General features: G+C 60.1%; 24 protein-coding genes. 6 read left to right on the plus strand and 18 right to left on the minus strand.

Annotation, left to right across the window (positions count from 1 at the left end; all coding sequences use genetic code 11):
* Positions 1-97: 97 nt before the first annotated feature.
* The 3 genes from clpB to rluD all read right to left on the minus strand — a co-directional run bounded on the left by clpB (position 98) and on the right by rluD (position 4,477).
* On the minus strand, positions 98-2,662 hold the full coding sequence (gene clpB / locus ACF6ZU_RS08475; RefSeq protein ID WP_392891512.1) for an ATP-dependent chaperone ClpB: 2,565 nt from the start codon (positions 2,660-2,662) through the stop codon (positions 98-100).
* 130 nt (positions 2,663-2,792) lie between these two features.
* A complete protein-coding gene (gene pgeF, locus ACF6ZU_RS08480; RefSeq protein WP_392891514.1) occupies positions 2,793-3,518 on the minus strand; it encodes a peptidoglycan editing factor PgeF in 726 nt (241 codons plus the stop codon).
* Entirely contained in the window at positions 3,515-4,477 is a 963-nt protein-coding gene (gene rluD / locus ACF6ZU_RS08485; protein WP_008028788.1) for a 23S rRNA pseudouridine(1911/1915/1917) synthase RluD, read from the minus strand. Before rluD ends, pgeF begins: the two co-directional genes overlap by 4 nt.
* Before the next feature lie 151 nt (positions 4,478-4,628).
* Here rluD and ACF6ZU_RS08490 point away from each other — a divergent pair, with 151 nt between their 5' ends.
* From ACF6ZU_RS08490 to ACF6ZU_RS08505, 4 genes are all read left to right on the plus strand, one after another.
* A complete protein-coding gene (locus ACF6ZU_RS08490; RefSeq protein WP_392891517.1) occupies positions 4,629-5,651 on the plus strand; it encodes an outer membrane protein assembly factor BamD in 1,023 nt (340 codons plus the stop codon).
* A 125-nt stretch (positions 5,652-5,776) separates the two neighbouring features.
* Entirely contained in the window at positions 5,777-6,010 is a 234-nt protein-coding gene (locus ACF6ZU_RS08495; RefSeq protein WP_392891518.1) for a PP0621 family protein, read from the plus strand.
* Positions 6,000-7,589 (plus strand): ATP-binding protein, encoded by a 1,590-nt coding sequence (locus ACF6ZU_RS08500; RefSeq protein WP_392891520.1) that lies wholly within the window; start codon positions 6,000-6,002, stop codon positions 7,587-7,589. Before ACF6ZU_RS08495 ends, ACF6ZU_RS08500 begins: the two co-directional genes overlap by 11 nt.
* 2 nt (positions 7,590-7,591) lie before the next feature.
* Positions 7,592-8,923, plus strand: a complete 1,332-nt coding sequence (locus tag ACF6ZU_RS08505) for a sigma-54-dependent transcriptional regulator (protein ID WP_392891522.1) — start codon at positions 7,592-7,594, stop codon at positions 8,921-8,923.
* A gap of 119 nt (positions 8,924-9,042) precedes the next feature.
* On the opposite strand, the gene thiO is transcribed toward ACF6ZU_RS08505, so the two are convergent.
* Genes thiO through ACF6ZU_RS08540 form a run of 7 tightly spaced genes read right to left on the minus strand, consistent with a single transcriptional unit; the run spans position 9,043 to position 15,839 of the window.
* The gene (gene thiO, locus ACF6ZU_RS08510; RefSeq protein WP_392891524.1) at positions 9,043-10,143 is read right to left on the minus strand and encodes a glycine oxidase ThiO; all 1,101 of its coding nucleotides are present in this window, start codon (positions 10,141-10,143) and stop codon (positions 9,043-9,045) included.
* Positions 10,144-10,200: 57 nt separating this feature from the next.
* Positions 10,201-10,602 (minus strand): type IV pilin protein, encoded by a 402-nt coding sequence (locus ACF6ZU_RS08515; protein ID WP_392891526.1) that lies wholly within the window; start codon positions 10,600-10,602, stop codon positions 10,201-10,203.
* A gap of 14 nt (positions 10,603-10,616) precedes the next feature.
* The gene (locus tag ACF6ZU_RS08520) at positions 10,617-13,730 is read right to left on the minus strand and encodes a pilus assembly protein (protein WP_392891528.1); all 3,114 of its coding nucleotides are present in this window, start codon (positions 13,728-13,730) and stop codon (positions 10,617-10,619) included.
* Positions 13,717-14,199 carry a PilX N-terminal domain-containing pilus assembly protein gene (locus ACF6ZU_RS08525; protein ID WP_392891529.1) on the minus strand — a complete coding sequence of 161 codons (483 nt, stop codon included), beginning with the start codon at positions 14,197-14,199 and terminating at the stop codon, positions 13,717-13,719. Before ACF6ZU_RS08525 ends, ACF6ZU_RS08520 begins: the two co-directional genes overlap by 14 nt.
* Before the next feature lie 10 nt (positions 14,200-14,209).
* The gene (locus ACF6ZU_RS08530) at positions 14,210-14,923 is read right to left on the minus strand and encodes a PilW family protein (protein WP_392891531.1); all 714 of its coding nucleotides are present in this window, start codon (positions 14,921-14,923) and stop codon (positions 14,210-14,212) included.
* Positions 14,920-15,369 carry a type IV pilus modification protein PilV gene (pilV, locus tag ACF6ZU_RS08535; protein WP_392891533.1) on the minus strand — a complete coding sequence of 150 codons (450 nt, stop codon included), beginning with the start codon at positions 15,367-15,369 and terminating at the stop codon, positions 14,920-14,922. Before pilV ends, ACF6ZU_RS08530 begins: the two co-directional genes overlap by 4 nt.
* Complete coding sequence (locus ACF6ZU_RS08540) at positions 15,366-15,839, minus strand: GspH/FimT family pseudopilin (protein WP_392891535.1); 474 nt, start codon at positions 15,837-15,839, stop codon at positions 15,366-15,368. The genes pilV and ACF6ZU_RS08540 overlap by 4 nt, the downstream gene beginning before the upstream one ends.
* Before the next feature lie 131 nt (positions 15,840-15,970).
* Between ACF6ZU_RS08540 and ACF6ZU_RS08545 the strand changes: the two genes are divergently transcribed.
* The gene (locus ACF6ZU_RS08545; RefSeq protein WP_392891537.1) at positions 15,971-16,519 is read left to right on the plus strand and encodes a GspH/FimT family pseudopilin; all 549 of its coding nucleotides are present in this window, start codon (positions 15,971-15,973) and stop codon (positions 16,517-16,519) included.
* Here the strand turns inward: ACF6ZU_RS08545 and ispH are convergent.
* From ispH to murJ, 6 genes are all read right to left on the minus strand, one after another.
* Complete coding sequence (gene ispH, locus ACF6ZU_RS08550; protein WP_392891539.1) at positions 16,496-17,443, minus strand: 4-hydroxy-3-methylbut-2-enyl diphosphate reductase; 948 nt, start codon at positions 17,441-17,443, stop codon at positions 16,496-16,498. The two genes, ACF6ZU_RS08545 and ispH, sit on opposite strands and share 24 nt — an antisense overlap.
* Before the next feature lie 161 nt (positions 17,444-17,604).
* Positions 17,605-18,042, minus strand: coding sequence for an FKBP-type peptidyl-prolyl cis-trans isomerase (gene fkpB / locus ACF6ZU_RS08555; protein WP_392893750.1), 438 nt, complete (start codon positions 18,040-18,042; stop codon positions 17,605-17,607).
* 7 nt (positions 18,043-18,049) lie between these two features.
* On the minus strand, positions 18,050-18,562 hold the full coding sequence (gene lspA / locus ACF6ZU_RS08560; protein ID WP_392891541.1) for a signal peptidase II: 513 nt from the start codon (positions 18,560-18,562) through the stop codon (positions 18,050-18,052).
* On the minus strand, positions 18,555-21,386 hold the full coding sequence (ileS, locus tag ACF6ZU_RS08565) for an isoleucine--tRNA ligase (protein ID WP_392891542.1): 2,832 nt from the start codon (positions 21,384-21,386) through the stop codon (positions 18,555-18,557). Before ileS ends, lspA begins: the two co-directional genes overlap by 8 nt.
* A complete protein-coding gene (gene ribF / locus ACF6ZU_RS08570; protein WP_392891544.1) occupies positions 21,387-22,337 on the minus strand; it encodes a bifunctional riboflavin kinase/FAD synthetase in 951 nt (316 codons plus the stop codon).
* A gap of 129 nt (positions 22,338-22,466) precedes the next feature.
* Positions 22,467-24,005 (minus strand): murein biosynthesis integral membrane protein MurJ, encoded by a 1,539-nt coding sequence (murJ, locus tag ACF6ZU_RS08575; protein ID WP_392891546.1) that lies wholly within the window; start codon positions 24,003-24,005, stop codon positions 22,467-22,469.
* Between the two features lie 252 nt (positions 24,006-24,257).
* On the opposite strand from murJ, the gene rpsT reads away from it, so the two are divergent.
* The gene (rpsT, locus tag ACF6ZU_RS08580; protein WP_008154937.1) at positions 24,258-24,536 is read left to right on the plus strand and encodes a 30S ribosomal protein S20; all 279 of its coding nucleotides are present in this window, start codon (positions 24,258-24,260) and stop codon (positions 24,534-24,536) included.
* Positions 24,537-24,717: 181 nt separating this feature from the next.
* On the opposite strand, the gene ACF6ZU_RS08585 is transcribed toward rpsT, so the two are convergent.
* A complete protein-coding gene (locus tag ACF6ZU_RS08585) occupies positions 24,718-25,182 on the minus strand; it encodes a CreA family protein (RefSeq protein ID WP_392891549.1) in 465 nt (154 codons plus the stop codon).
* Between the two features lie 12 nt (positions 25,183-25,194).
* Positions 25,195-26,313 (minus strand): glutamate 5-kinase, encoded by a 1,119-nt coding sequence (gene proB / locus ACF6ZU_RS08590; protein WP_392893752.1) that lies wholly within the window; start codon positions 26,311-26,313, stop codon positions 25,195-25,197.
* Positions 26,314-26,417 lie beyond the last annotated feature (104 nt).

The following is a 26,417-nucleotide window of genomic DNA, read 5'->3' on the forward strand; positions in this document are numbered from 1 at the left end:
GCTCGCTCGCGAAGACCTCAATGACACCGCGTCAATCCAGAAAGAACGCGGCATCGTTAACGACCATCGCGAGCAAGCTCGCTCCTACAACAGTGGATCAGACGAAGACGATTTCGTCGTTTTCCACGACACCCTTGGCGATATCGCCGGGCATGAAACGACCCGACAGAATCAGCTGCGCCAGCGGGTTTTCGATCCAGCGCTGGATCGCCCGTTTCAGCGGCCGCGCGCCGTACACCGGGTCGTAACCCACCGCTATCAGCTTGTCCATGGCTTCGGGGCTGAGTTCCAGCTTCAGTTCCCGCTCGGTCAGGCGACTGCGCAGACGACCCAACTGGATCTCGGTAATGCCCGCGATCTGATCCCGCGCCAGAGGCTCGAAGATCACCACTTCGTCGACCCGGTTGATGAACTCCGGCCGGAAGTGCGAGGAAATCGCGTCCATCACTGCCGCGCGCTGGGCTTCACGATCGCCGACCAGCTCCTGGATCTGTACCGAGCCCAGGTTCGAAGTCATGACAATCACGGTGTTCTTGAAATCCACCGTGCGGCCATGGCTGTCGGTCAGGCGGCCATCTTCCAGCACTTGCAGCAAGATGTTGAACACATCCGGGTGGGCCTTCTCGACCTCATCCAGCAGGATCACCGAATAAGGTTTGCGGCGTACCGCCTCGGTCAGGTAGCCGCCCTCTTCATAGCCCACGTATCCTGGTGGCGCACCGATCAAACGAGCCACGGAATGTTTCTCCATGAACTCGGACATGTCGATCCGCACCATCGCCTCCTCAGTATCAAAGAGGAACTCGGCCAATGCCTTGCACAGCTCGGTTTTACCGACACCGGTCGGGCCGAGGAACATGAACGAACCGCTCGGGCGATTCGGGTCGGACAACCCGGCCCGCGAACGGCGCACCGCGTTGGAAACCGCGACCACCGCTTCGTCCTGACCGATCACACGCTGGTGCAATAGGCTTTCCATCTTCATCAGCTTGTCGCGCTCGCCTTCGAGCATTTTCGACACCGGAATGCCGGTCCACTTCGAGACGACTTCGGCGATCTCTTCCTCGGTCACCTTGCTGCGCAGCAACTGGTTTTCGCTTTTGCCGTGCTGGTCGACCATTTGCAGGCTGCGCTCCAGGTCAGGGATCACCCCGTATTGCAGCTCGGCCATGCGGTTCAGGTCGCCTTTACGACGGGCAGCCTCCAGTTCCTGACGGGACTGTTCGATTTTCTGCTGGATCTGCGCAGAACCCTGGACTTCGGCTTTTTCCGAGTTCCAGATTTCTTCGAGGTCCGAATACTCGCGTTCGAGACGGACGATTTCTTCCTGCAGTTTTTCCAGGCGCTTGATCGCCGCTTCGTCGCTTTCTTTCTTCAGTGCCTGGGATTCCACCTTCAGCTGAATCAGGCGACGCTCCAGACGGTCCAGTACTTCCGGTTTGGAGTCGATCTCCATGCGGATGCGGCTGGCGGCTTCGTCGATCAGGTCGATGGCCTTGTCCGGCAACTGACGATCGGTAATGTAGCGGTGACTGAGCTTCGCCGCAGCGATGATGGCGCCGTCGGTGATCGCCACTTTGTGGTGAACTTCATAACGCTCTTTCAGGCCACGCAGGATGGCGATGGTGTCTTCTTCGCTCGGCTCGTCCACCAGGACTTTCTGGAAACGCCGCTCAAGCGCCGCGTCCTTCTCTATATATTGGCGGTACTCGTTGAGCGTGGTCGCGCCGACACAGTGCAACTCGCCACGGGCCAACGCAGGCTTGAGCATGTTGCCCGCATCCATCGAACCTTCGCCTTTACCGGCGCCGACCATCGTGTGCAGTTCGTCGATGAACAGAATGATCTGCCCTTCCTGCTTCGACAGTTCGTTGAGCAGGGACTTCAGGCGTTCTTCGAACTCGCCGCGGTATTTGGCACCGGCAATCAGCGCCCCCATGTCCAGGGACAACAGGCGCTTGCCCTTCAGGCCATCCGGCACTTCGCCATTAATGATGCGCTGCGCCAGACCTTCGGCGATCGCGGTTTTACCGACGCCAGGCTCACCGATCAGTACCGGGTTGTTCTTGGTGCGGCGCTGCAGGACCTGAATGGTCCGGCGAATTTCATCGTCACGGCCGATCACCGGGTCGAGCTTGCCGTCTTCGGCACGCTTGGTCAGGTCGACGGTGTATTTATCCAGCGCCTGACGCGACTCTTCGTGGTTGGCGTCGTTGACAGCGTCACCGCCACGCAGGTTGTTGATGGCGTTTTCCAGGGCTTTTTTGCTCACGCCCTGGCCGAGCAACAGCTTGCCGAGCTTACTGTTCTCGTCCATGGCCGCGAGCAGCACCAGCTCACTGGAAATGAACTGATCGCCCTTCTGCTGGGCCAGACGATCCGCCTGATTGAGCAGACGCGCCAAGTCCTGCGACATGTTCACATCGCCGGTGGGGTTCTGGATTTTTGGTAGCTGGTCGAGCTCTTTGGTCAGCTCTTTACGCAGGCTGTTGACGTCAAAGCCCACCTGCATCAACAGGGGCTTGATCGAACCACCCTGCTGTTCAAGCATGGCTTGCATCAAGTGCGCCGGTTCAATACCGGGATGGTCAAGGCCGACGGCCAGCGATTGGGCGTCGGATAGAGCTAACTGCAATTTGCTGGTTAAACGATCTATACGCATGGGTCACCTTCCTTTTGAGCAGGCCGGACCTATAAAACATCCTGAATGAAGAAACCTGCCAGATACCGTTATAGATGCGGTCGATTCTGGGAGTTTCAAGCGTCGTGACGTTGATGCAGATCAGAGAAGTCTAGCGTTCTAACCAGACGAGGGAGGCAAACCGACCGGTGCGAGGACTACGGCGGTAAGAAAAGAAGCGTGGATCGGTCACGGTGCAGAAACCGCCACCGTAGACAGCCGTGACACCACGAGCCGCCAGACGCAAACGCGCCAGCTCATAGATGTCGGCCATGAACTTGCCGGCGTTCTGGCTTGGAACGAAGGCCTTGGCGGACTCGGGCAATTGCTCGACGAAGGTTTCCCGTACTTCCGGGCCGACTTCAAAGGCTTGCGGGCCAATGGCCGGACCGAGCCAGACCAGCACGTCTTCTGCCGGAACGGCCAACGTATCGAGTGTCGCTTCCAGCACACCCGCCGCCAGCCCGCGCCAACCGGCATGGGCCGCCGCGACACGAGTGCCGGCACGGTCGCAGAACAGCGCAGGCAGGCAATCAGCAGTCATTGCCGCACAGGCAATGCCCGGTGTTGCGGTCCAACTGGCGTCGGCAGTCGCTGTAACGCCGGGATCCGCGTGGGCCACGACGATGCCGTGAACCTGCTTTAACCAGGCCGGTTGAATGTCGAAATGATCGGTCAGGCGACGGCGGTTCTCGGCGACAGCTTCAGGGCTGTCATCGACGTGATCGCCGAGGTTGAGGCTGTCGAACGGCGCCAGACTGACGCCGCCCGCACGGGTGGTGACGCAGGCTTTCACCCCGGCAGGCGCGGGCCAGTCGGGAATCAGCCAGTCATTCATCCGATGAACGCCTCGCGGTCTTGCTTGAGCAGCGTCAGCAACCAGACGAAATCGTCCGGCAGTGGCGATTCCCAGCTCATGCGTTTACCGGTGGTCGGGTGATCCAGCTCGAGGAACCGCGCATGCAGGGCCTGACGCGGGAACGTCTTCAAGGAATCGACCATGGTCTGGCTGGCGGCTGGCGGAATACGGAAACGACCGCCGTAGGCAGGATCTCCGACCAACGGGTAGTTGATGTGCGCCATGTGCACGCGAATCTGGTGCGTACGACCGGTTTCCAGCTTGACCCGCACGTGCGTGTGGGAACGGAAACGCTCGAGCACGCGGTAATGGCTGACGGCTTGCTTGCCACCTTCCATCACGGCCATGCGCTGGCGTTGCTGGCCGTGACGACCGATCGGTGCGTTGATCTTGCCGCCCGCGGTCACCACGCCGATCACGATGCACTCGTAGATTCGGCTGACGCTGCGGCTCTGCAACTGTGTTACCAGCTGCGTCTGCGCCTGGATGGTCTTGGCCACCACCATCAAACCGGTGGTGTCCTTGTCCAGGCGATGCACGATGCCGGCGCGGGGCACATTGATGATGTCCGGCACGTGGTGCAGCAAGGCGTTGAGCAAGGTGCCATCGGCGTGGCCGGCAGCCGGGTGCACCACCAGGCCCGCAGGCTTGTTGATCACCAGGATGTCGTCATCTTCATAGACGATGTCCAGCTCGATGTCCTGAGCGATCCATTCGCCCTGAGCTTCCTGCTCGGCAGTCAGTTCAAGAATGGCGCCACCGTGGACGATGTCTCGCGGGCGGATTACCGCCCCATCCACAGTCAGGCGGCCGTCTTTGATCCAGGCGGAAAGGCGCGAGCGCGAGTGCTCAGCGAATAATTGTGCGGCGACTTGATCGAGGCGTTGGCCGCCCAATTCGGACGGCACCTCTGCGCGAAGTTCAATTTTATCGGACATGCTCAGACTAGGCGTCGGCACAGCCTTTGGTTTCGGCTGCGCGCTTGTGGTTAAATACGGCGTCTTTTGCCCCGAGGCTATTCAACGGGGCGCTCATCATAACAGGACGGCCCCGCCCAAGACAGCGGCCGTCATAGGGACGCAAGCCGCCATGCAAGTGAAACACCTGCTGCTGATCGCCATCCTCGCATTGACCGCTGCTTGCTCATCGAAGGAAGTCGTAGACGAAAACCTTAGCGAAGTCGAGCTGTATCAGCAGGCTCAGCAAGATCTGGACAACAACAGCTACACCGCCGCCACAGCCAAGCTGAAGGCGCTGGAGTCGCGTTATCCGTTCGGTCGCTACGCTGATCAGGCTCAACTCGAGCTTATCTATGCCAACTACAAGAACACCGAGCCAGAGGCTGCAAAGTCTGCCGCCGAGCGTTTCATTCGTTTGCACCCACAGCATCCGAACGTGGATTACGCCTACTACCTGAAGGGTTTGACCTCCTTCGACCAGGACGTCGGCCTGCTATCGCGTTTCCTGCCGCTGGACATGACCAAGCGTGACCCGGGCGCTGCCCGCGACTCCTACAACGAGTTCGCCCAGCTGACCAGCCGCTTCCCGAACAGCCGCTACTCGCCGGACGCCAAACAGCGCATGATTTACCTGCGCAACCTGCTGGCGGCCTACGAGATTCACGTTGCCGACTACTACCTGACCCGTCAGGCCTACGTCGCTGCCGCGAACCGTGGTCGTTACGTGGTGGAAAACTTCCAGGAAACCCCATCGGTCGGCGACGGCCTGGCGATAATGACCGAAGCCTACCAGCGTCTGCACCTCGACGATCTGGCCGCCACCAGCCTCGAAACCCTGAAGCTTAACTACCCGAACCACCCAAGCCTGGTGGACGGTCAGTTCGTGCCGTCAGTGGACGAAGCCGACAACCGTTCGTTCCTGAGCAAGGCCACCCTGGGCCTGATCGAATCCCGTCCTCCGCTGCCGCCGGGCGAAACCCGCGCCAACCAGGACGTGCAGAAGCAATTCCAGGACGCCAAGGACGCAATTCCGAACGATCTCAAGCCTAAAGATGAAAATGGCGACGTGATCGAAGAAGAGGAACACGAAGCGGAAGGCAACAACAGCGACCGTTCGTGGTTCAGCTACATGACCTTCGGCGTGTTCGACTGATACGTTGGGTTGTGCACAAAAGGGAGACTCTTGAGTCTCCCTTTTTATTTCTGCGATTTATTCCACTGTGCGCCCGTGATGACCTTGGCTAAACTGCGGAATCACTCGTCATAAAGCAGCTCGCCATGCTTCGTTTATTGTTCTGGATCGCCGTGATTGCCGCTGCCGTATGGTTCTGGCGCAAGTTCAAAGGTCCAGCCGCAGTGCCCAAATCTCCCGCCGAGCTGGAAGCGGCGCCCATGGTTCGTTGTGCCCATTGCGGCGTCCACCTGCCCCGTGACCGCGCGCTGAGCCTTCAACAACAGTGGTATTGCAGCCAGGCTCACCTCGAGCAAGGCCCCGGCACCCGTGATCGCTGAGACGTCCAGTCCCGGCAGCAAACAGGCTCAGCGACTGCTGCGCCTTTATCACCTCTACCGTTTGAGTGTCGGCATCACTCTGGTGCTGTTGATCTCCAGCAACCTCGACAACCAGTTGCTGACGTTCACCAATGACAACCTGCTGCGCAGTGGCAGCTGGTTGTACCTGGTGCTGAATATTCTGTTGGTGGTCTTCCTTGAGAACACCCGGCGCCCGGCACAACTGTTCAGCCTGGCGCTGATCGATGTCCTGCTCCTGTGCAGTCTTTTCTATGCCGCCGGCGGTGTCGCCAGCGCCATCGGCAACCTGCTGGTGGTCTCGGTGGCGATCAGCAGCGCCTTGCTGCGAAGACGAATCGGCTTGTTGATTGCCGCCGTCGGCGCGCTCGGCATCGTCGGATTGAGCTTTCTCCTCAGCTTCAGCCATCCCGCCAGTCCTAACGATTACCTGCAAGTCGGTACGCTCGGGGCGCTGTGCTTTGCGGCGGCCTTGCTGGTGCAAGGCCTGATGCAGCGCGTGGAGGTCAGCGAAACGCTCGCCGAGCAACGGGCCGGTGAAGTCGTAGGCCTCGAAGCCCTCAATGCGCTGATCCTGCAACGCATGCGCACCGGCATCCTGGTGCTGGACGACCAGCGGCAAGTGCAACTGGCCAACCACAGCGCGTTGACGCTGTTGGGCCGGGACACGCTTGAAGGTGAGCGGATCGATGATTGTTCACCGACGCTGGTCGAACGTCTGCAGCTGTGGCTGAACAACCCGACGTTGCGCCCCCAGAGCCTGAAAGTCAGCAGCAGCGGCCTGGAACTGCAACCAAGCTTCATTGCCCTGGACCAGAGCCCGCACCCACAAACCCTGGTGTTTCTCGAGGATCTCGCGCAAATCGCCCAGCAGGCGCAACAACTGAAACTCGCCGCCCTGGGCCGCCTGACCGCAGGCATCGCCCACGAAATTCGCAATCCTTTGGGCGCCATCAGCCACGCTGCGCAGCTATTGCAGGAGTCGGAGGAACTGAACGGCGCGGATCGGCGTCTGACCCAGATTATTCAAGATCACTCTCAGCGCATGAATCGGGTTATCGAAAACGTCCTGCAACTGTCCCGCCGCCAGCAGACCCTGGCGCAACGCCTCGATTTGAAGCCATGGCTGGAGCAATTCGTTGCCGACAGTCGTGAAGGCGCGCTCGATCACCAGCAGATTCACCTGCGCATCGGTTCAGGCGACTTCACCACCCTGATGGACCCGAACCAGCTGACCCAGGTGCTCGACAATCTGCTGCGCAATGCTTGGCGCCACAGCGCTCAACGCCACGACACGGCACAGGTCTGGCTTGATCTGTTCGTCGACCCTGACACTCAGCTGCCGATCATCGAAGTGCTGGACGACGGCGCCGGTGTGGCGCCGGATCAGCAGGTGCACCTGTTCGAACCCTTTTTCACCACCAGCGCCCAAGGCACGGGACTGGGGCTTTATCTGTCCCGTGAACTGTGCGAAAGCAATCAGGCGCGCCTAGACTTCAAACCACGCCACGATGGCGGCTGCTTTCGCATCACCTTTGCTCACGGACGGAAACAAGCTTGAACATGAGCCAACGGCAAAAAGTCCTGATCGTCGACGACGAACCCGACATCCGCGAACTTCTGGAAATCACCCTGGGACGGATGAAACTCGACACCTTCAGCGCTCGCAACCTTGACGAAGCCCAATCCCTGTTGAAACGCGAAACGTTCAACCTGTGCCTGACAGACATGCGCCTGCCGGACGGCACCGGCCTGGAACTGGTGCAACACATTCAACAGCGCTACCCCCAACTCCCGGTAGCCATGATCACCGCCTACGGCAGCCTCGAAACCGCAATCAATGCCCTCAAGGCTGGCGCCTTCGACTTCCTGACCAAACCGGTGGACCTGACACGCTTGCGCGAGCTGGTCACCAGCGCCCTGCGCATGCCGGCGCCAGGTGTCACCATCGATCGCCGCCTGCTGGGTGACTCGTTACCCATGCGCAGCCTGCGCAAGCAAATCGACAAACTGGCGCGCAGTCAGGCGCCGGTGTACATCAGCGGCGAATCCGGTAGTGGCAAGGAACTGGTCGCGCGGTTGATCCATGAACAAGGATCACGCGCACATCAGCCTTTTGTCCCGGTGAACTGCGGGGCGATCCCGTCGGAGCTGATGGAAAGTGAGTTTTTCGGCCATCGCCGGGGCAGCTTCAGCGGCGCCATCGAAGACAAGCCCGGGCTGTTCCAGGCCGCTCATGGCGGCACGTTGTTCCTTGACGAAGTGGCGGACCTGCCACTGGCGATGCAAGTCAAACTGTTGCGGGCGATTCAGGAAAAAGCCGTTCGCAGCGTCGGTGGACAACAGGAAACCGTGGTCGATGTCCGCATTCTCTGCGCCACCCATAAAGACCTCGACGCCGAAGTGGCCGCCGAACGCTTTCGCCAGGATTTGTACTACCGGCTGAATGTCATCGAACTGCGGGTTCCGCCCTTGCGCGAACGCCGCGATGACATCGAATCACTGGCCAGTCATGTGCTCAAGCGCCTGGCAGCAGGCAGCGGCGAGCCCGCCACCAAACTTCACCCGCAGGCCCTTGAAGCACTGAAAGGCTACCGCTTTCCGGGCAACGTGCGGGAACTGGAGAACATGCTAGAGCGGGCACATACCTTGTGCGAAAACCAACAGATCGAAGCCGGCGACCTGCGCCTGGCCGAGGGCAACTGCACGGCAGACACCGGCGTACCGGACCTGACGCAGATCGACAACCTGGAGGACTATCTGGATAACGTCGAACGCAAGCTCATCCTCCAGGCGCTGGAGGAAACCCGCTGGAACCGCACGGCGGCGGCTCAGCGGTTGAATCTGTCGTTTCGGTCGATGCGTTACAGGCTGAAGAAATTCGGGTTGGATTGAGGGACGCCACCGCTGGCAAGCCAGCTCCCACAGGATTTACGTCGATCACAATATTTTCAATCGACACGAATGCTGTGGGAGCTGGCTTGCCAGCGATAGCGATCTGACAGACGCCGGGGTCAGATCCTGCCTGTCGGCGCATATGGCGCTGGATCAATGATCGGTGTCCGCCCCAGCATCACATCAGCAAACAACTGGCACGACGCCGGCGCCAGCACCAACCCGTTGCGGTAATGCCCGCAGTTGAGCCACAAACCGTCAAAGCCCGGCACCCGGCCAATGTAGGGAATCCCCTCTGGCGAGCCTGGCCGCAGCCCGGCCCAATGCCCGACTACCTCGGCATCCGCCAGCGCCGGAAGCAATTCCACCGCCGACGCCTTCAGGCTTTCGAGCGCAGACCCGGTCGGCGTCTTGTCGTAGCCCTCGTGCTCCAGCGTACTGCCAATCAGGATGTGCCCGTCCCGACGCGGGATCGCATAACGCCCCTTGGCCAGCACCATGCTCGGCAGGAAGTCTGACGCGCACTTGTAAAGGATCATTTGCCCTTTCACCGGTTCGACCGGCAGTTCCAGGCCCAGGCTCTTGAGCAAATCACCGCTCCACGCCCCCGCGGTCAGAACCACCTGATCACCGTGGACTGACCCTGTCGAGGTCTGCACACCGACGACGTTATCGCCGTCACGGATAAACCCGCTGACTTCACATTGCTCATGAATCGTCACGTTCGGCAGCGCCAGCAACGCCGCCTTGAGCGATTTCACCAACCGCGGATTTCGCACATTGGCCACATCGGCCATGTAGATCGCCCGGGCAAAACCAGAGCCCAATACCGGCACCGCATCGTTCACGGCCGAGATATCCACAGCCCGCAGCGGACGATTTTCCCGCTCGGCCCACGCCAATGCTTCGGCTTCATCCTCCAGATCCAGCCAGTACAAACCCGTGGTGTGCACTTCGGGGTCCACCCCGGTCGACGCAAACAACCGCTCGCCCAACTGTGGATAAAAATCCTGGGACCAGTGGGCCAGCGCCGTGACCGCCGGGCTGTAGCGCCATGGATAGAGCGGGGAAACGATGCCGCCGCCCGCCCATGACGACTCCTGGCCGACATTCGAGCGATCGAGCAACACAACGCTCTGTACGTGCGACGCGAGATTGAACGCTGTCAGCAGGCCAATCACCCCACCGCCGACAATCACCACTTGCTGTTGCATGGTCATGCTCTGATCCAACCGTTAGATAGACAAAGGACGCAAAAGGCGCCCGAAAAAGGAAACTCAGCGACCCCAACAGTCCTTGGTGGTCAAGCCGGAGGCTGCATTGACCATGCTCCTGACGCCCGTGTTGGTGATGGTGAAATCGCCACACTTGTCCGTCGCCATGGCGCTGCCAGTCTTGCGCGTGGCGGTCAGCAGGAAGGTCTGGTCAGTCAGGGTCGGCGCGATGGTGTAGTAGTCGTTGCCGGCACTCAGGCCGGTGGCGGCGGTATAGGTATTATTTTTCGAATAAAACCGTTCGAGAATTTGTGCCTGCTCGGAAAGTAGCCCGGCCACTTCGGTCCGCCGACCTTTTTTCACGTATTCCGTGAGGCTCGGGTAACCAATGGTGATGACGATCCCGATGATCGCAATCACGATCAGCATTTCGATCAGGGTAAAACCGCGGTTGGATCTGCGCATGCTTCAACTCTCGATTACTGAATTTGTCGCCACATGATGCGACGGCTGCCACCGCCGCCCTTTTCTGTCAGCTTGGTCACCGTTGAACCGGTATCGGTCACGATCTTGCCGGTACCGCCGTTGGTGACGGCACTCAGGAACGGTATCCCGCCAGTGAAAATCACCCCGCTGGATATCGTGTCCGTGCTATCGATCAGGCCATCGCCCGTGGTGTCGAGCACCGCGTAGTTGAGCATCTTACCGCTGAACGCATCCAGTTCGACCAGTTTACCGGTGCCGAAACTGGCACAAGGGTCCGTGGTGTCGACAATAGCCGTCGTAAACACGATCCGCCCTAACACCAGGGCCGCCTGGCTGATAACCCGCTCACCGGTCAGTACGCTGTTGTAGACCAGCGGCAGGTACCAGCCCTTCTCCGCCGGGTAGGTCGTTTCGTTCTGACTGGTGGTGATGAACTGCCCGGTGCTTCCCGAGAAAACACCGGTCACCGACTGGGCCTGCAAACTGGACGTGGTGATCTGCCCCGAGCCGCCGTCCGCGTCCCACACTGCATAAAACGCCTGCAAATCCTTGTTGGTCTTGTCGACTGCCTCATTGAACTTGCCGGTGCCGAAAAATACGACCTTACCGCCCAGCGAATTATCCGCCAGCAAGGGTTGTGCAGTGATCGGCTGGGTCGCACCACCCGCGGTCGTAAACAGCGGCTTGCCGGAAAACGCCACGCCCCAGGTGTCGGTGGTGGTGCCGCTCAGATCAAACTTCCACATCCGCCCTTTCAAGTCTCCGCCATAGGCTGCCTGCACCACATTCTGCGAGTTGACCTTGAGTTCGACCGAGGACAACCCGTTGGTGGTCTCAGTGCTGTCGATGACGATTTTCTTGATCAGCGAGCCATCGCGGAGGTCCACCACGTACAACGCCGCCACCCCCGAATTGCTGCCATACCCGTTGGAAATGAACGCCGCCCAGCGACCATCGGCCAAGCGTGCCACCTCTGGACGGGCATAGGCGTAACCCAGATCATTAAAAACGTTCGCCGTGTTGGCCGTGGCGGGCGCACTGAATTCCCACAACGCCTTGGTCACGTTGCCGGCCGAAGCGTCGAACAGTTGCAGCGCGTAAAAGGTCTTGCCGCCCGCCCCTGTGCCGCCGAGCGCCAGGGTTTTCCAGGCGCTGTTGAGCTGGGCATCGAACACCCCGACCTGACCGTCGACCAGGAACTTGTGGTTGACGCCGTTGATGTAGGCGGTATCGGCGATGATTCGCAGCGAGGGCAGCACGCTGGATGGCATATAGGCAAAGCGCCTGGCGCCGTTACCCGAGTTGATGACGCTGACAAAACCGTCGTTGCCGTTCACCACCAGACTGGCGTTCATGTTGGCGGCTTTGGTGGTCAGGTAGCTGCTGTAGGACGTATCTCCCACCAGATCGGAGGCGGTCTTGTCTGTCGGCGAGGCCAGTACCAACGGCGAGTTGATGATGTCGCCGAGCAATACACTGCGGGCTCTCAACCCGGTTTTATTGGTGCCCTTGCTCCACTCCACCAGGTCGGTACCGGTGATGCCAGTGGGCAGGCCCTGACTCAACACCGTCTGCTGCGCCGGGGCGAAATTGGTGTAAGCGAGGGTGACGGGAGCATTGCTCGCGCTGTTCCAGGATTGATAAATCGGCGCCGTTGCGCCGGGCACGATGGCCGTGTCAGTGGTCCAGAGCACCGTGGATGTATTCACTGAACCCGTGGCGGTGAACCCATAGGACTTGATCGTGCCGCGCCAGTCCTTCGGATCATAACTGGTCTGGTAATACGCGGACCCCAGGCCAACGATCGAGCTGCTGGTCGTGCCACTCCCCCCCGAACCGGCCTTGGACGTAATGTCACTCAGCGCCGAAGCCAGCGCGGAGTTGAGGCCGGCGCTGTCTGTCGCCTGATAATACTTGCCCTGCCCGTAGCTCGCCGCATCCGACAACATCTGATTAGCAGCAGTGAAACCCACGGTATAGGTGTTCATGTTCTGCTTGGGAAAATCCCCGGCGTTCCAGTTCTTGCCGGCGCCATCGGTACCGGTGGTGCGCATGTCGATGTCGAAGGCGAACTTGGCGATGTCGTCGAGGTACAAGGTGTCGCCCTCGCCATCGCCGGAGAGGTTGTCGCCATCGTTCGCACTGTTGCCATCCCAGTTCGGCAAACGCGTGCCGCCGAGCGGATCGTTGGTCGGGAACGTCCGGTCGTATGTCGGCAAGCCATCGGTGATGACCACACCGTAGTTCTTCTGGCAGCGATACTGGATCGGGCTGGTGTAGGCCGATGGCGTCGAGTTGTAGTAAGGCGCCATGCCGCGCATGTAGCGGGTGATCTCGTAGTAGGTTTCTGCCAACGGCGTGTTGGCTATCGCACTCAACGCGTTGATCGAGGAGATCAAGCCGTTGTAGTTGGTGTCTGCCTGGGCCTGGGTCACGCTACCGCTGACAGGCGACAGATCACTCACCGCCCGGGCAATAAAACCACCGGGGCCGGGGTTACCGCTGACAGGCGGGTTGAATGTCGCCAGGCCTATTCGCAATGAGCGGTTGCTGGTGACCAGCGTGGTGGAGACATCCTGCGCCACGCTGATGCGGTAATCGTTGGGGATTGCTCCGGTCCCGGTGGTGAAATCCCTGCTCGAACCGTTGGCCAGTGTGACCAGATAAGACAGATAGTTCGCCGTATAACGGGTGTTTTCATTGCCCACCGGGTCGGGCAGCTTCAGGCATATCGATGACAGGCCCAGGAAGCCCCGGTAAAAGCCGTACCAGTTGCCGTTGGTGGAGCAGCCGCCACGGTTAAGGCTCGACAACGCGATATTGGTATCGTCCATGTTGAGGTTCTGACCACCCAAGCACGAACTGTTCGAATTGCAGTTGGCAATCTGCGGGCGGCTGACCGTCGGATCGAAACCCGACGCCCAGATGATGTTGTTCATGCTTCCCGAATCATCGATCAGCAACATCACGTTTGGCGGTACCGCCGCAGCACTGAGCAGTGGCGAATCCGAAGGCGTGAACGCGTAGGCCGGGGCCGAAAGGTACAAGCCCAATACAACCCCCGAAAGCAGCCGCCATACCCCCATGCACCTATCAATACTTGGCATAGATGCTCTCCACCACACTGCGAACGTTATTGCCCACGATGGCCACTGCCGTGACCCGATACAGCGTCGCAGAGGTGTTGCTCGGCACGTTCACGGCATTCAACGTGGTGCCGATGTTCTGCACTCCGTAGAAGCCGTTGCCGGCCGCAATCCAGGTGACACCCGAGGTGGCGTTGAGCCCGGCGGCGGCGAGAGTAGACGACTCGGCGGGCGGAGCGCATTGCGTGGTGCCGCTGCATACCGGCAGCGTATAGGTACTCAATTGCACCGCACTTTCACCGATGCGCAACGCGGCTTCGGCGATCTGGAACGACTGATTGCGCAGGGTTACGCTGCTGGCCATTTTTTCCTGCAGGGTGGCGTTCTGCATCGACGATATGCCGATCAGCGTCAGCAACAGCAGAAACACCAGGCTGACCAGCAGTGCCATGCCGCGCTGGGCATGAGGGCTCTTGGAGGAAAACTTCATCGGAGCGCCCTCATGGCAAGCGGTTGCGCAAGGCGGCAACCACGCTGAAGGTTTGATCGCTTACTTTTTTGTTCGGATCAATGAGGGTCAGCGTCAGCCGCACGCTGCGGATTCGCGCCGGGTCCGAGGGGTTGCTGCTGTAACTGGAGGCGGACGTATCGGTCGCTGAACTGGCCAGGCCGAAACTCACATCGAACTTGCTGACGTTATCGACAAGCACCGCCTGAGCCGGCGTCCCGATGCCGACGCCCACCGTCAGCTGATTGTTCTTGAGGCTGTAGATCAGCCGGCGAATCGGAAATGCCTGCTGCCCCGTCGCCGGGTCCTGCTTATTGGAGTAAGCCGTGGCCGTATTCCGGCAATCGGACACTATGGTCCAGGTCGGCGTACCGCCGCCCGCGCCGACATCGGCGGTCACCAGCGTCAGCTTGAGATTGGCATTGTCCCAGCTGATCGGCGTTGTCTGGCTGGCAGTGAAACCGACCCCGGAGTTCGCCTCAGTGATCGTTCCCAGGCAACCAAACATCCCCACCATGCGGATTTCCTGAATCATTTTGCTCAGTACAAAACGCGCATCTTCCTGCATGTTTGCCGACGCGTTCTGACTGACAAAAGTATTTTTCGCCGCAATGAAAATCTGCGCCACGCCGAGCACCACGACCAGGCTCAACGCCAGGGCGATCAGCAACTCGATCAGGCCGAAACCTCGATTGGAGCGATTCATGGCGTTGCCACCGGATCGACCGCGGCACGACTGGTCAGCACAAAACTGCGACGGGAGTTCGCGGTGTTGGCCGCCCGCGAGTCGTCCCAGGTGATGGTGATGGTGTACACCCGCTGATTGAGGGTGACGCTGCCCGTTGCGGTGGTGCCGAGAATATTGACGATGTTGGAGGTGAAGTCGTAAAGGTCCTGATCCCGGGCAACGTTGAGATTGCCCGAAGTCGGCGGTGTGACGGTGTAATCGGCGCCGGAGTTCGCGCGGATGCGGTCCATCATGTCGTAGGCGATAAAGCTCGCCTGGCTGGTCAGCCGCGAGCTGTCGGTGTACTTCAGCGCATTGAGCTGGAACGCCGCTGCCCCCAACAGCCCCACACTCAGAATCAACAACGCGACCAGCACCTCGATCAGCGTCGTGCCCTCCTGTGCACGCTTGCTCCATTCCCTCATCCGCAATTTCCACCCAATAGAATTCGTCCGTTCAAACACACCGTCAGCGTCCTGTTCTGCGCCCCCAACACGTAGCTGATCACCACCGCCGCGGGCGGTGCCGACAAACCGCCCAGGTTATTGAAATCAATGGCGGTCACTCCCAAGGGTAGCGTCAGAGTTGCGCCGCTGCTCATCGCGGGAACAACCCGCAATACATTGGCCGGATTGCCAGTACTGTCATAGACCGACAACTCCCCGGTCCAGACACTGCCACCCGCCGTTGGCCGCACACGGGTGGTAATGCCCCGGTCGATGGCTTCAAGCCTGGCGAAGTTCAGGCCGCGCTGCAGGTCGCTGATCTCGGTATCGGCCTTGGTCCCCTGCACCGAACGGGTAAACGCGGGCACCGCCATGGTGATCAGAATCAGAAACACCGCGAGCGCGATCAACAGCTCGATCAGCGTGAAACCTTTTGTACGATGATCCATCGGTGCCCTCCGTTGCCGTCGGCTATACCTGCTGTAACACGCTAGAACATTCGGCCGGCCGATGTTCGGTTGTTTTGCCATTACTCGCGCATGGATTGTGCGGGGGGCCGCATTCCAGGGAGGAAGGTTTCATGCGTCAGCAGGGTTTCAGTCTGGTTGAACTGCTTATGGGACTGATGATTGTCGGGATTGTTCTGCACCTGGTCACTCCAGCGTTCGCAGCGCTTACGGAGTCGAACCATCGAGAGGTCGCAGCGGAGTCGCTGATCAGCGGTATACGCAACGCCAGAACCCTCGCGATTTCGCGCAATCAGAGCGTTGTGATACATGGGATCAATGGCGATTGGGGTCAGGGCTGGCGAATCATTGTCGACGTCAGTGGCAAAGGCCCGGACGATAGCAGCAACCCGATCGTGATCGAACACACCAGCGAAACGCGAGTGCCGATAGCCGGTAATTGGTGGGTCAAGCGGTACATACGCTTTAGCAGTCTGGGTGAACCACTGATGCCGAAAAAAGCCTTTCAAGCCGGAACGTTGCACCTTTGCGATGCCCATGAACCCGTGAGCCAGCTCCAGGTGGTGCTGGCCGCCACCGGTCGCGTCAGCTTGCGCAGCGATAAAGCTGCGCAGGCACTATGCGAGAAAGAGGTTAAATCAAAGCAGCGAACGAACGCGTAGCTCTTTAGGCATGGAGAACGTGATGTTCTCCTCGCGACCGGCCAGCTCGTCGGCACCGGTAGCACCCCAGGCCTGCAATTGCTGGATTACGCCACGCACCAGCACTTCCGGAGCAGAAGCGCCCGCGGTGATGCCGATCCGCTCGACGCCATCGAACCAGCTCTTCTGCAGGTCTTCGGCGCCATCGATCAGGTAAGCCGGCGTGGACATGCGCTCGGCCAGTTCACGCAAGCGATTGGAATTGGAGCTGTTCGGGCTGCCAACCACCAACACCACATCACACTCGTCGGCCAAGGTTTTGACGGCATCCTGGCGGTTTTGCGTGGCGTAGCAGATGTCGTCCTTGCGCGGACCACCGATCGCCGGGAAGCGCGTGCGCAGGGCGTCGATGACGCGACTGGTATCGTCCATGGACAAGGTGGTCTGGGTCACGAACGCGAGTTTTTCAGGGTTGTGGACCTGCAACGCGGCGACGTCTTTCTCGTCCTCGACCAGGTAAATCGCGCCACCATTGCTGCCATCGTACTGGCCCATGGTGCCTTCGACTTCCGGGTGACCGGCGTGGCCGATGAGGATGCATTCACGACCGTCACGGCTGTAACGCGCGACCTCGATGTGCACCTTGGTCACCAGCGGGCAGGTCGCGTCGAACACTTTGAGGCCGCGGCCGGCCGCTTCGGTGCGCACCGCCTGGGAAACGCCGTGGGCACTGAAGATCACGATGACGTCGTCCGGCACCTGATCCAGTTCTTCAACGAAGATCGCCCCGCGCGCGCGCAGGTCTTCGACGACGAATTTGTTGTGGACCACTTCGTGGCGCACATAGATCGGCGGCCCGAAGACTTCCAGGGCGCGGTTGACGATTTCGATCGCCCGGTCCACACCGGCGCAGAAGCCACGGGGGTTGGCGAGTTTGATTTGCATGCTGTGCCTCGTGTCTTGCGCGCAGGAAATAGCGAAACTGTAGAAAGCTTACTGTGGGAGCGAGCCTGCTCGCGAAAGCGGTGTGTCAATCAACAATGATGTTGAATGTGATGACGCTTTCGCGAGCAGGCTCGCTCCCACATTTGACCGAATTCAGTCAGTTACAGCGATTTGACGTCGATGATCTCGACGTCAAAGGTCAATGTCTTGCCAGCCAGCGGATGGTTGAAGTCGATGGTCACTTGCTCGTCATCGAACTCTTTCACCACGCCTGGCAGCTCAGTATTGGCCGCATCGTTGAAGATCACCAGCAAACCCGGCGACAGGTCCATGTCCTTGAACTGCGAACGCGGGATGATCTGTACGTTTTGCGGGTTCGGCTGGCCGAAAGCGTTTTCCGGCTGAATGGTCAGCGTACGCTTGTCGCCCGCCTTGAAGCCGAACAGGGCCGCTTCGAAACCTGGCAACAGGTTACCGTCGCCGACCTTGAAGGTCGCCGGGGCTTTGTCGAAGGTGCTGTCGACGGTGTCGCCGTTCTCCAGGCGCAGTGCAAAGTGCAAGGTGACTTCCGTGTTCTGGCGGATGCGTTGCTCAGCCAATACCTGTTCAGTCATGAACGGCTTCTCCGGTTTTCTTACTTTTGAACATATCCAGTGCCAGCATCACCGCACCTACAGTAATCGCACTGTCGGCGAAGTTGAACGCCGGGAAGTACCAGCGGTTCTGCCAATGCACCAGAATGAAATCGATCACATGGCCCAGGGCGATGCGGTCGTACAGATTGCCCAGCGCGCCGCCGAGCACCAGGGCCAGCGCGACAGCCAGCCAGGTTTCGTTGCGCCCCAGACGCTTGAGCCAGACCACCAGCACGGCGCTGACCACCACCGCGATCAGGGCAAACAGCCAGCGCTGCCAGCCCGAACTGTCGGCCAGGAAGCTGAACGCCGCGCCGGTGTTGTAGGCCAGGGTCCAGCTGAAGTAATCGGGGATCACCACGATTTGCTGGTACATCTTCAGCGAGCCTTCAAAGTAGAACTTGCTGGCCTGGTCGATGACCAGAACCAGCACGCTCAACCAGAGCCAGCCCAGCCGTCCGAAACGGCCAATGGCATTAGGCATAGTGACGAACCTCGCCAGCGCCGCTGATGTTGTCGACGCAACGGCCGCAGATTTCCGGATGCTCCGGGTTCACGCCAACGTCTTCACGGCAGTGCCAGCAACGGGCGCACTTGGCGAAGGCCGACTTGACGATTTTCAGCTTCAGGCCGCTGACTTCAGTCACTACCGCGTCCGCCGGTGCCTGAACAAACGGCGCAACGCTGGCGGTCGAGGTGATCAGGACGAAGCGCAGTTCGTTGCTCAGCTGGGCCAGGTCGGCGCTCAGGGCGTCTTCGGCGAACAGCGTCACTTCGGCCTGCAGGTTGCCACCGACGGCTTTGGCCGCGCGCTGGATTTCCATTTCCTTGTTGACCGCGACCTTGACCGCCATGATCCGCTCCCAGTAGGCGCGACCCAGTTCGACGTTGTCCGGCAGTTCGGTCAGACCTTCGTACCAGGTGTTCAGCATGACCGATTCGTTGCGCTCGCCCGGCAGGTATTCCCACAGTTCGTCGGCGGTGAACGCGAGGATCGGCGCGATCCAGCGCACCAGCGCTTCGGAGATGTGGTACAGCGCGGTTTGCGCCGAACGGCGGGCCTTGCTGTTGGCGCCAGTGGTGTACTGACGGTCCTTGATGATGTCGAGGTAGAAACCGCCCAGCTCCTGCACGCAGAAGTTGTGGATCTTGGAATAGACGTTCCAGAAGCGGTATTCACCGTAGTGCTCTTGCAGCTCGCGTTGCAGCAGCAGCGTACGATCCACAGCCCAACGGTCCAGCGCCAGCATGTCTTCAGCCGGCAGGATGTCGGTGGCCGGGTTGAAACCGGTCAGGTTGGAGAGCAGGAAGCGCGCGGTGTTACGGATACGCCGGTAGGCGTCCGCACTGCGTTGCAGGATCTGCTCGGACACCGCCATTTCGCCCGAATAATCGGTCGAGGCAACCCACAGACGCATGATGTCGGCGCCCAGGGTGTCGTTGACTTTCTGCGGCGCGATGACGTTGCCCAGCGACTTGGACATCTTGCGACCGGACTCGTCGACGGTGAAGCCGTGGGTCAGCAGCTCGCGGTAAGGCGCGTGGTTGTCGATGGCGCAGCCGGTCAGCAGCGACGAGTGGAACCAGCCACGGTGTTGGTCCGAGCCTTCCAGGTACAGGTCGGCACGTGGACCGGTTTCGTGACCCATCGGGTGCGAACCGCGCAGGACGTGCCAGTGCGTGGTGCCCGAATCGAACCAGACGTCGAGGGTGTCGCTGATCTTGTCGTACAGCGGCGCTTCATCACCGAGCAGTTCGGCGGCGTCCATCTTGAACCAGGCTTCGATGCCTTCGACTTCGACGCGCTTGGCCACTTCTTCCATCAGCTCGGCGGTGCGCGGGTGCAGCTCGCCGCTTTCCTTGTTCAGGAAGAACGGGATCGGTACGCCCCAGTTACGCTGACGGGAGATGCACCAGTCCGGACGGTTGGCGATCATCGAGTGCAGGCGCGCCTGGCCCCAGGCCGGGACGAACTTGGTGTCTTCGATGGCTTTGATTGCGCGCTTGCGCAGGGTTTCGCCGGTGGCTGGCTCTTTGTCCATGCCGATGAACCACTGCGCAGTGGCGCGGTAGATCAGCGGAGTCTTGTGACGCCAGCAGTGCATGTAGCTGTGTTCGATGATGGTGGTGTGCAGCAGCGCGCCGACTTCGGTCAGCTTGTTGACGATGGCCGGGTTGGCTTTCCAGATGAACTGGCCGCCAAAGAACTCCAGCGAAGTCGCGTACACGCCGTTGCTTTGTACCGGATTGAGGATGTCGTCGTTGACCATGCCGTATTTCTTGCAGGTCACGAAGTCGTCCACGCCGTAGGCCGGAGCGGAGTGAACCACGCCAGTGCCAGCGCCCAGTTCGACGTAGTCGGCCAGGTAAACCGGCGACAGGCGATCGTAGAACGGGTGACGGAAATTGATCAGTTCCAGCTCTTTACCGGTGGTGGTCGCGATGACCGCGCCTTCCAGGCTGTAACGGGCCAGGCAGGATTCAACCAGCTCTTCCGCCAGGACCAGCAGTTTGTCACCGACATCGACCAGGGCGTAATTGAATTCCGGGTGGACGTTCAGCGCCTGGTTGGCCGGGATGGTCCACGGGGTGGTGGTCCAGATCACGATCGAGGCCGGCTTGGCCAGCGATGCCAGACCGAACGCGGTAGCCAGCTTGGCTTCATCGGCAATCGGGAACGCGACGTCGATGGTCGAGGACTTCTTGTTCTCGTACTCGACTTCCGCTTCGGCCAGGGCCGAACCGCAGTCAAAGCACCAGTTCACCGGCTTCAGGCCTTTGAACACGAAACCGCCCTTGACGATTTCGGCGAGTGCGCGGATTTCACCGGCCTCGTTCTTGAAGTCCATGGTCTTGTACGGGTTGGCGAAATCGCCCAACACGCCCAGACGGATGAATTCGGATTTCTGCCCTTCGATCTGCTCGGTGGCGTAGGCACGGCACAGTTCGCGGGTCTTGTCCGCGCCCAGGTTCTTGCCGTGGGTCACTTCGACTTTGTGCTCGATCGGCAGACCGTGGCAGTCCCAGCCCGGAACATACGGCGCGTCGAAACCCGACAGGGTTTTCGAGCGGATGATCATGTCCTTGAGGATCTTGTTCAGCGCATGACCGATGTGAATCGTGCCGTTGGCGTACGGAGGACCGTCGTGAAGCACGAACTTCGGACGATCCTTGCCAATTTCGCGCAACTTACCGTACAGGCCAATGCTGTCCCAGCGCTGCAGAATCTGCGGTTCGCGCTGAGGCAGGCCGGCCTTCATTGGGAAGGCGGTGTCCGGAAGGTTTAGCGTGGCTTTATAGTCGGTCATTTATGGCTCTTCATTAGCGATTGGCGCTAGGTGCGACAGGGCACGGGCGGCGGCGACATCCGCATTGATCGCCGTCTTAAGCGCCTCCAGAGAGGCGAAACGCTGCTCTTCACGCAGCTTGTGGTGGAAAACCACCGTCAAACGCCGGTCATACAGATCGCCGGCAAAATCTAAAAGATGTATTTCGAGGTGGGCTTTGCCATCCCCCTGAACCGTGGGCCGCACGCCTATGTTGGCGACGCCTGGCCAGGTCTTGCCGTCGATGTCGGCATTGACCAGGTAAACCCCGGTCAGCGGTACGCGACGACGCTTGAGTTGAATATTGGCGGTCGGCGTGCCCAGTTGGCGCGCCAGCTTCTGGCCATGCAAGACCCGCCCGGAAATCTGGAACGGGCGACCGAGCAGGCGCTCCGCCAAGGCAAAATCGGCAGCAGCCAGGGCATTTCGCACTTGAGTACTGCTGACACGAATGCCGTCCAGCTCGACGGTTTGCGCCGCTTCGACGGTGAAGCCCTGCATGACGCCGGCCTGCTGCAGGAAATCGAAATCCCCTACCCGGTCGCAACCGAAACGGAAGTCGTCACCGACCTCCAGGTGCTGCACACCGAGGCCGTCCACCAGGATCGTATCGACGAATTCGCTGGCGCTGAGCTTGCTCAGGCGCTGGTTGAACGCCAGGCACAGAACCCGGTCGACACCTTCGTCAGCCAGCAGCTGCAGCTTGTCGCGCAGACGGGCCAGGCGTGCCGGCGCGGTCTCCGGGGCGAAAAACTCCCGGGGCTGCGGCTCGAAAATCACCACGCAGCTGGGCACGCCCAACTCGATCGCACGCTCACGCAGCCTCGCCAGGATAGCCTGGTGGCCACGGTGAACACCGTCAAAGTTGCCAATAGTGGCGACACAGCCCCGATGCTGGGGGCGCAGGTTGTGGAGGCCTCGAACCAGCTGCATAACGCGCTTCTTGCTCATAAAGTGGTCGATTATAACCACACCCGGCGGCCGACGACAGGCAACACCGTAACCCAAAGTGATCGAGCCGACAAAACTGCCAGCCCGCCCGTGTTTATCGAGGTCAAGACCTCAGCTCAACGCCTTGCGATTGAAGTCGCGCAAACGGAAGCCCATCAACAGCAACATGCCGAAATAAGAGACCACGCCAGCCGCCACCAATGCGCCCAGGCGCAGGAACCGCTCAAGCATGTGGCCCTGATCCCAGGCTGGCATAAAGTGCATCCCCGCCAGCAGCACCGCCGACATCACCAACACCGCGATCACCAGCTTGGCGCCGAACTTCGCCCAACCCGGTTGCGGCTGATACATCTGCTGCTTGCGCAGTTGATAGAACAACAGCCCGGCATTGAGGCACGCACCTGCGCTGATGGCCAGCGCCAGACCGGCGTGAGCCAGCGGCCCGATCAACACCAGGTTGAACAGTTGCGTGACCACCAGGGTGAAAATTGCGATTTTCACCGGCGTACGGATGTTTTGTTGCGCATAAAAGCCCGGCGCCAGCACTTTGATCACGATAATCCCGAGCAATCCGACCGAATAAGCGATCAATGCCCGTTGCGTCATGGACGCATCGAAGGCGTTGAACTGGCCGTACTGAAACAGCGAAACGGTCAACGGCTCAGCCAGGATACCCAGCGCCAGCGAGCACGGCAGCACCAGCACAAAGCACAGGCGCAGGCCCCAATCGAGAATCCGCGAATATTCGGCGCGGTCCTTGCTGGCATAGGTCTTGGCCAGGGTCGGCAGCAAAATCGTGCCCAGGGCCACGCCGAGCACGCCAGACGGCAATTCCATCAAGCGGTCGGCGTAATACATCCACGACACGGAACCGGCGACCAGGAACGACGCGAAAATGGTGTTGATGATCAGCGAAATCTGGCTCACCGACACGCCGAGAATCGCTGGCAGCATCTGCTTCATGACGCGCCAGACGCCGCTGTCGCGCAGGTTCAGGCGCGGTAACACCAGCATGCCGATCTTTTTCAGGTGCGGCAGCTGGTAGAGCAGTTGCGCCAGGCCACCCGCCAGCACCGCCCAACCCAGCGCCATGACCGGCGGATCGAAATACGGCGTCAGGAACACCGCGAAGATGATCATGCTGACATTGAGCAGGGTCGGCACGAAGGCCGGCACCGAGAAACGGTTATAGGTATTGAGGATCGCCCCGGCCAGTGAAGACAGGGAGATCAGCAATATGTAAGGGAACGTCACCCGCAGCAGGCTGGACGTCAGCTCGAATTTTTCCGGGGTGTCGGTGAAACCTGGCGCCGTCGCCCAGATGACCCACGGCGCGGCGAGCATGCCCAACGCAGTGACCGCGGCCAGTACCAGCGTCAGCAAACCCGAGACGTAGGCAATAAAGGTGCGCGTCGCCTCTTCGCCTTTCTGGCTTTTATATTCGGCAAGAATCGGCACGAAGGCTTGGGAAAACGCCCCTTCGGCGAAGATCCGGCGCAGCAGATTGGGCAGTTTGAAGGCGATAAAGAAGGCGTCGGTGGCCATTCCCGCGCCGAATGTCCGCGCAATGAGGGTGTCACGGACGAACCCCAGAATCCGGGAAAGCATCGTGATAGAGCTGACGGCGGCCAACGATTTGAGCAGATTCATTGAAAGAGTTTGTGCCTGTCGATAAACAGCAGGCGAACAACGCGCCTACTTATGCGATACTCCGCGCCGCAACAGCACAGAGCCAAAGCTCGCGAGTTTACAGGTCAAGCGCCGGAAATAAATATCCCGCCTCTTTATACCTACCACTTAGCGGAACGTCTCAACCGCCCTTGACAAGACATCAACTCATCGGCATGATTCGCGGCCTATTTTGTTTGCTATTTCCTAAAAAGTCTTTCGAGGAGCTCGACGGTGGCCAACACACCTTCCGCCAAAAAACGTGCAAAACAGGCTGAGAAGCGTCGCAGCCACAACGCCAGCCTGCGTTCCATGGTTCGTACCTACATCAAGAATGTAGTTAAAGCCATCGACGCAAAAGACGCTGAAAAAGCTCAAGCTGCTTACGTTCTGGCCGTGCCAGTTATCGACCGTATGGCCGATAAAGGCATCATCCACAAGAACAAGGCTGCTCGTCATAAGAGCCGCCTGAACGGTCACGTCAAGGCTCTGAACCTTGCTGTTGCCGCATAAGCGATAAGCTTGTTGAAAAACCGACCCCAGGGTCGGTTTTTTATTGCCTGCGATTTAACAAGCACCGAAAAAAATGTAGGAGCGAGCCTGCTCGCGATCGCGATGTGTCATTCGGCATAAGTGCTAACTGACACACCGCGATCGCGAGCAGGCTCACTCCTACATTTCGAATCGCGCCAGATTATTGAGCCTTCGCCCACGGCAGGATAGGAATCGCCGTCACCGCATTCTGCGGACTGCCCTCGATCAGACGATCGCTGTACACCAGATACACCAGCGTATTGCGCTTCTTGTCGAGGAAACGCACCACCTGCATGGTTTTGAACACCAACGAGGTGCGCTCCTTGAACACCTCCTCGCCATCCTTCAACTCGCCCTTGAAGTTGATCGGACCGACCTGACGACAAGCGATGGACGCTTCAGCGCGATCTTCAGCCAGCCCCAAGCCACCCTTCACACCGCCGGTCTTGGCCCGGGACAGGTAACACGTCACGCCCTCGACTTTCGGATCATCAAACGCCTCGACCACGATACGGTCGTTCGGGCCGACGAACTTGAACACCGTCGACACCTGACCGATCTCCTCGGCCGAGGCCAACAGCGGCATTGCCAACAGCAGGCCCAACAATCCTTTTGCCACGCGCATGCAAATATTCCTTCAGACCAGGATCAGGTTATCGCGGTGAACCAGCTCCGGCTCCGCCATATAACCCAACAGACCGACAATCGCCTCAGACGACTGACCGATGATTTTCTGCGCTTCGAGCGCACTGTAGTTGGCCAGGCCTCGGGCGATCTCACGACCATCCGGCGCCACGCACACGACCATTTCGCCACGCCGGAAGCTGCCCTGGACCAGCTTGACACCGACCGGCAACAAACTCTTGTTGCCCTGGGACAGCGCCGTCACTGCTCCCGCATCCAGCACCAGCGTGCCACGGGTTTGCAGATGCCCGGCCAGCCATTGCTTGCGCGCCGCCAGCATGCCGCGCTCCGGCGACAGCAAGGTGCCAATGCGCTCGCCCGCCTTGAGGCGATCGAGCACGCGCTCCAGGCGCCCGCCGACGATGATGGTGTGCGCACCGGAACGAGCAGCGAGGCGCGCAGCACGCAACTTCGTCTGCATGCCGCCACGTCCCAACGCACCACCCGTACCGCCCGCGACCGCGTCGAGCGCCGGATCATCGGCACGCGCTTCGTGAATCAGCTTGGCATCAGGGTTGTTGCGCGGATCAGCGTCGAACATGCCGTCGCGGTCGGTGAGGATCACCAGCAAGTCAGCTTCGACCAGGTTAGCCACCAGCGCCGCCAGCGTGTCGTTGTCGCCGAAACGGATTTCGTCGGTGACCACGGTGTCGTTTTCGTTGATCACCGGGATCACTTTCAACTCGACCAGCGCACGCAAGGTGCTGCGGGCGTTCAGGTAGCGTTTGCGGTCCGACAGGTCGTCGTGAGTCAGGAGAATCTGCGCAGTGTGCCGGCCATGCTCGGCAAAGCTCGACTCCCAGGCCTGCACCAGGCCCATCTGGCCGATGGCGGCAGCCGCCTGCAGCTCATGCATCGCACTGGGTCGCACGGTCCAGCCCAAACGGCTCATGCCCGCCGCTACCGCCCCGGAGGACACCAGCACCAGCTCGACACCCGCCTCATGCAAGGCCACCATCTGCTCGACCCAGACACCCATTGCCGCGCGATCCAGGCCCTTGCCGTCCGCCGTCAGCAGAGCGCTGCCGATTTTCACGACCCAACGCTGCGCACCTGTCACCTTGCTCCGCATCATCTTCAACCTTAGCTTGAGGGCGGCGCGACCCAGCGCCACCCATAACGTTATTCGTGACTACCGATTTCCAGATACTAAAACGCCGCTCCAGGGAGCGGCGT

The sequence above is a fragment of the Pseudomonas migulae genome (assembly GCF_043225285.1).
GTDB classification, from domain to species: domain Bacteria; phylum Pseudomonadota; class Gammaproteobacteria; order Pseudomonadales; family Pseudomonadaceae; genus Aquipseudomonas; species Aquipseudomonas migulae_C.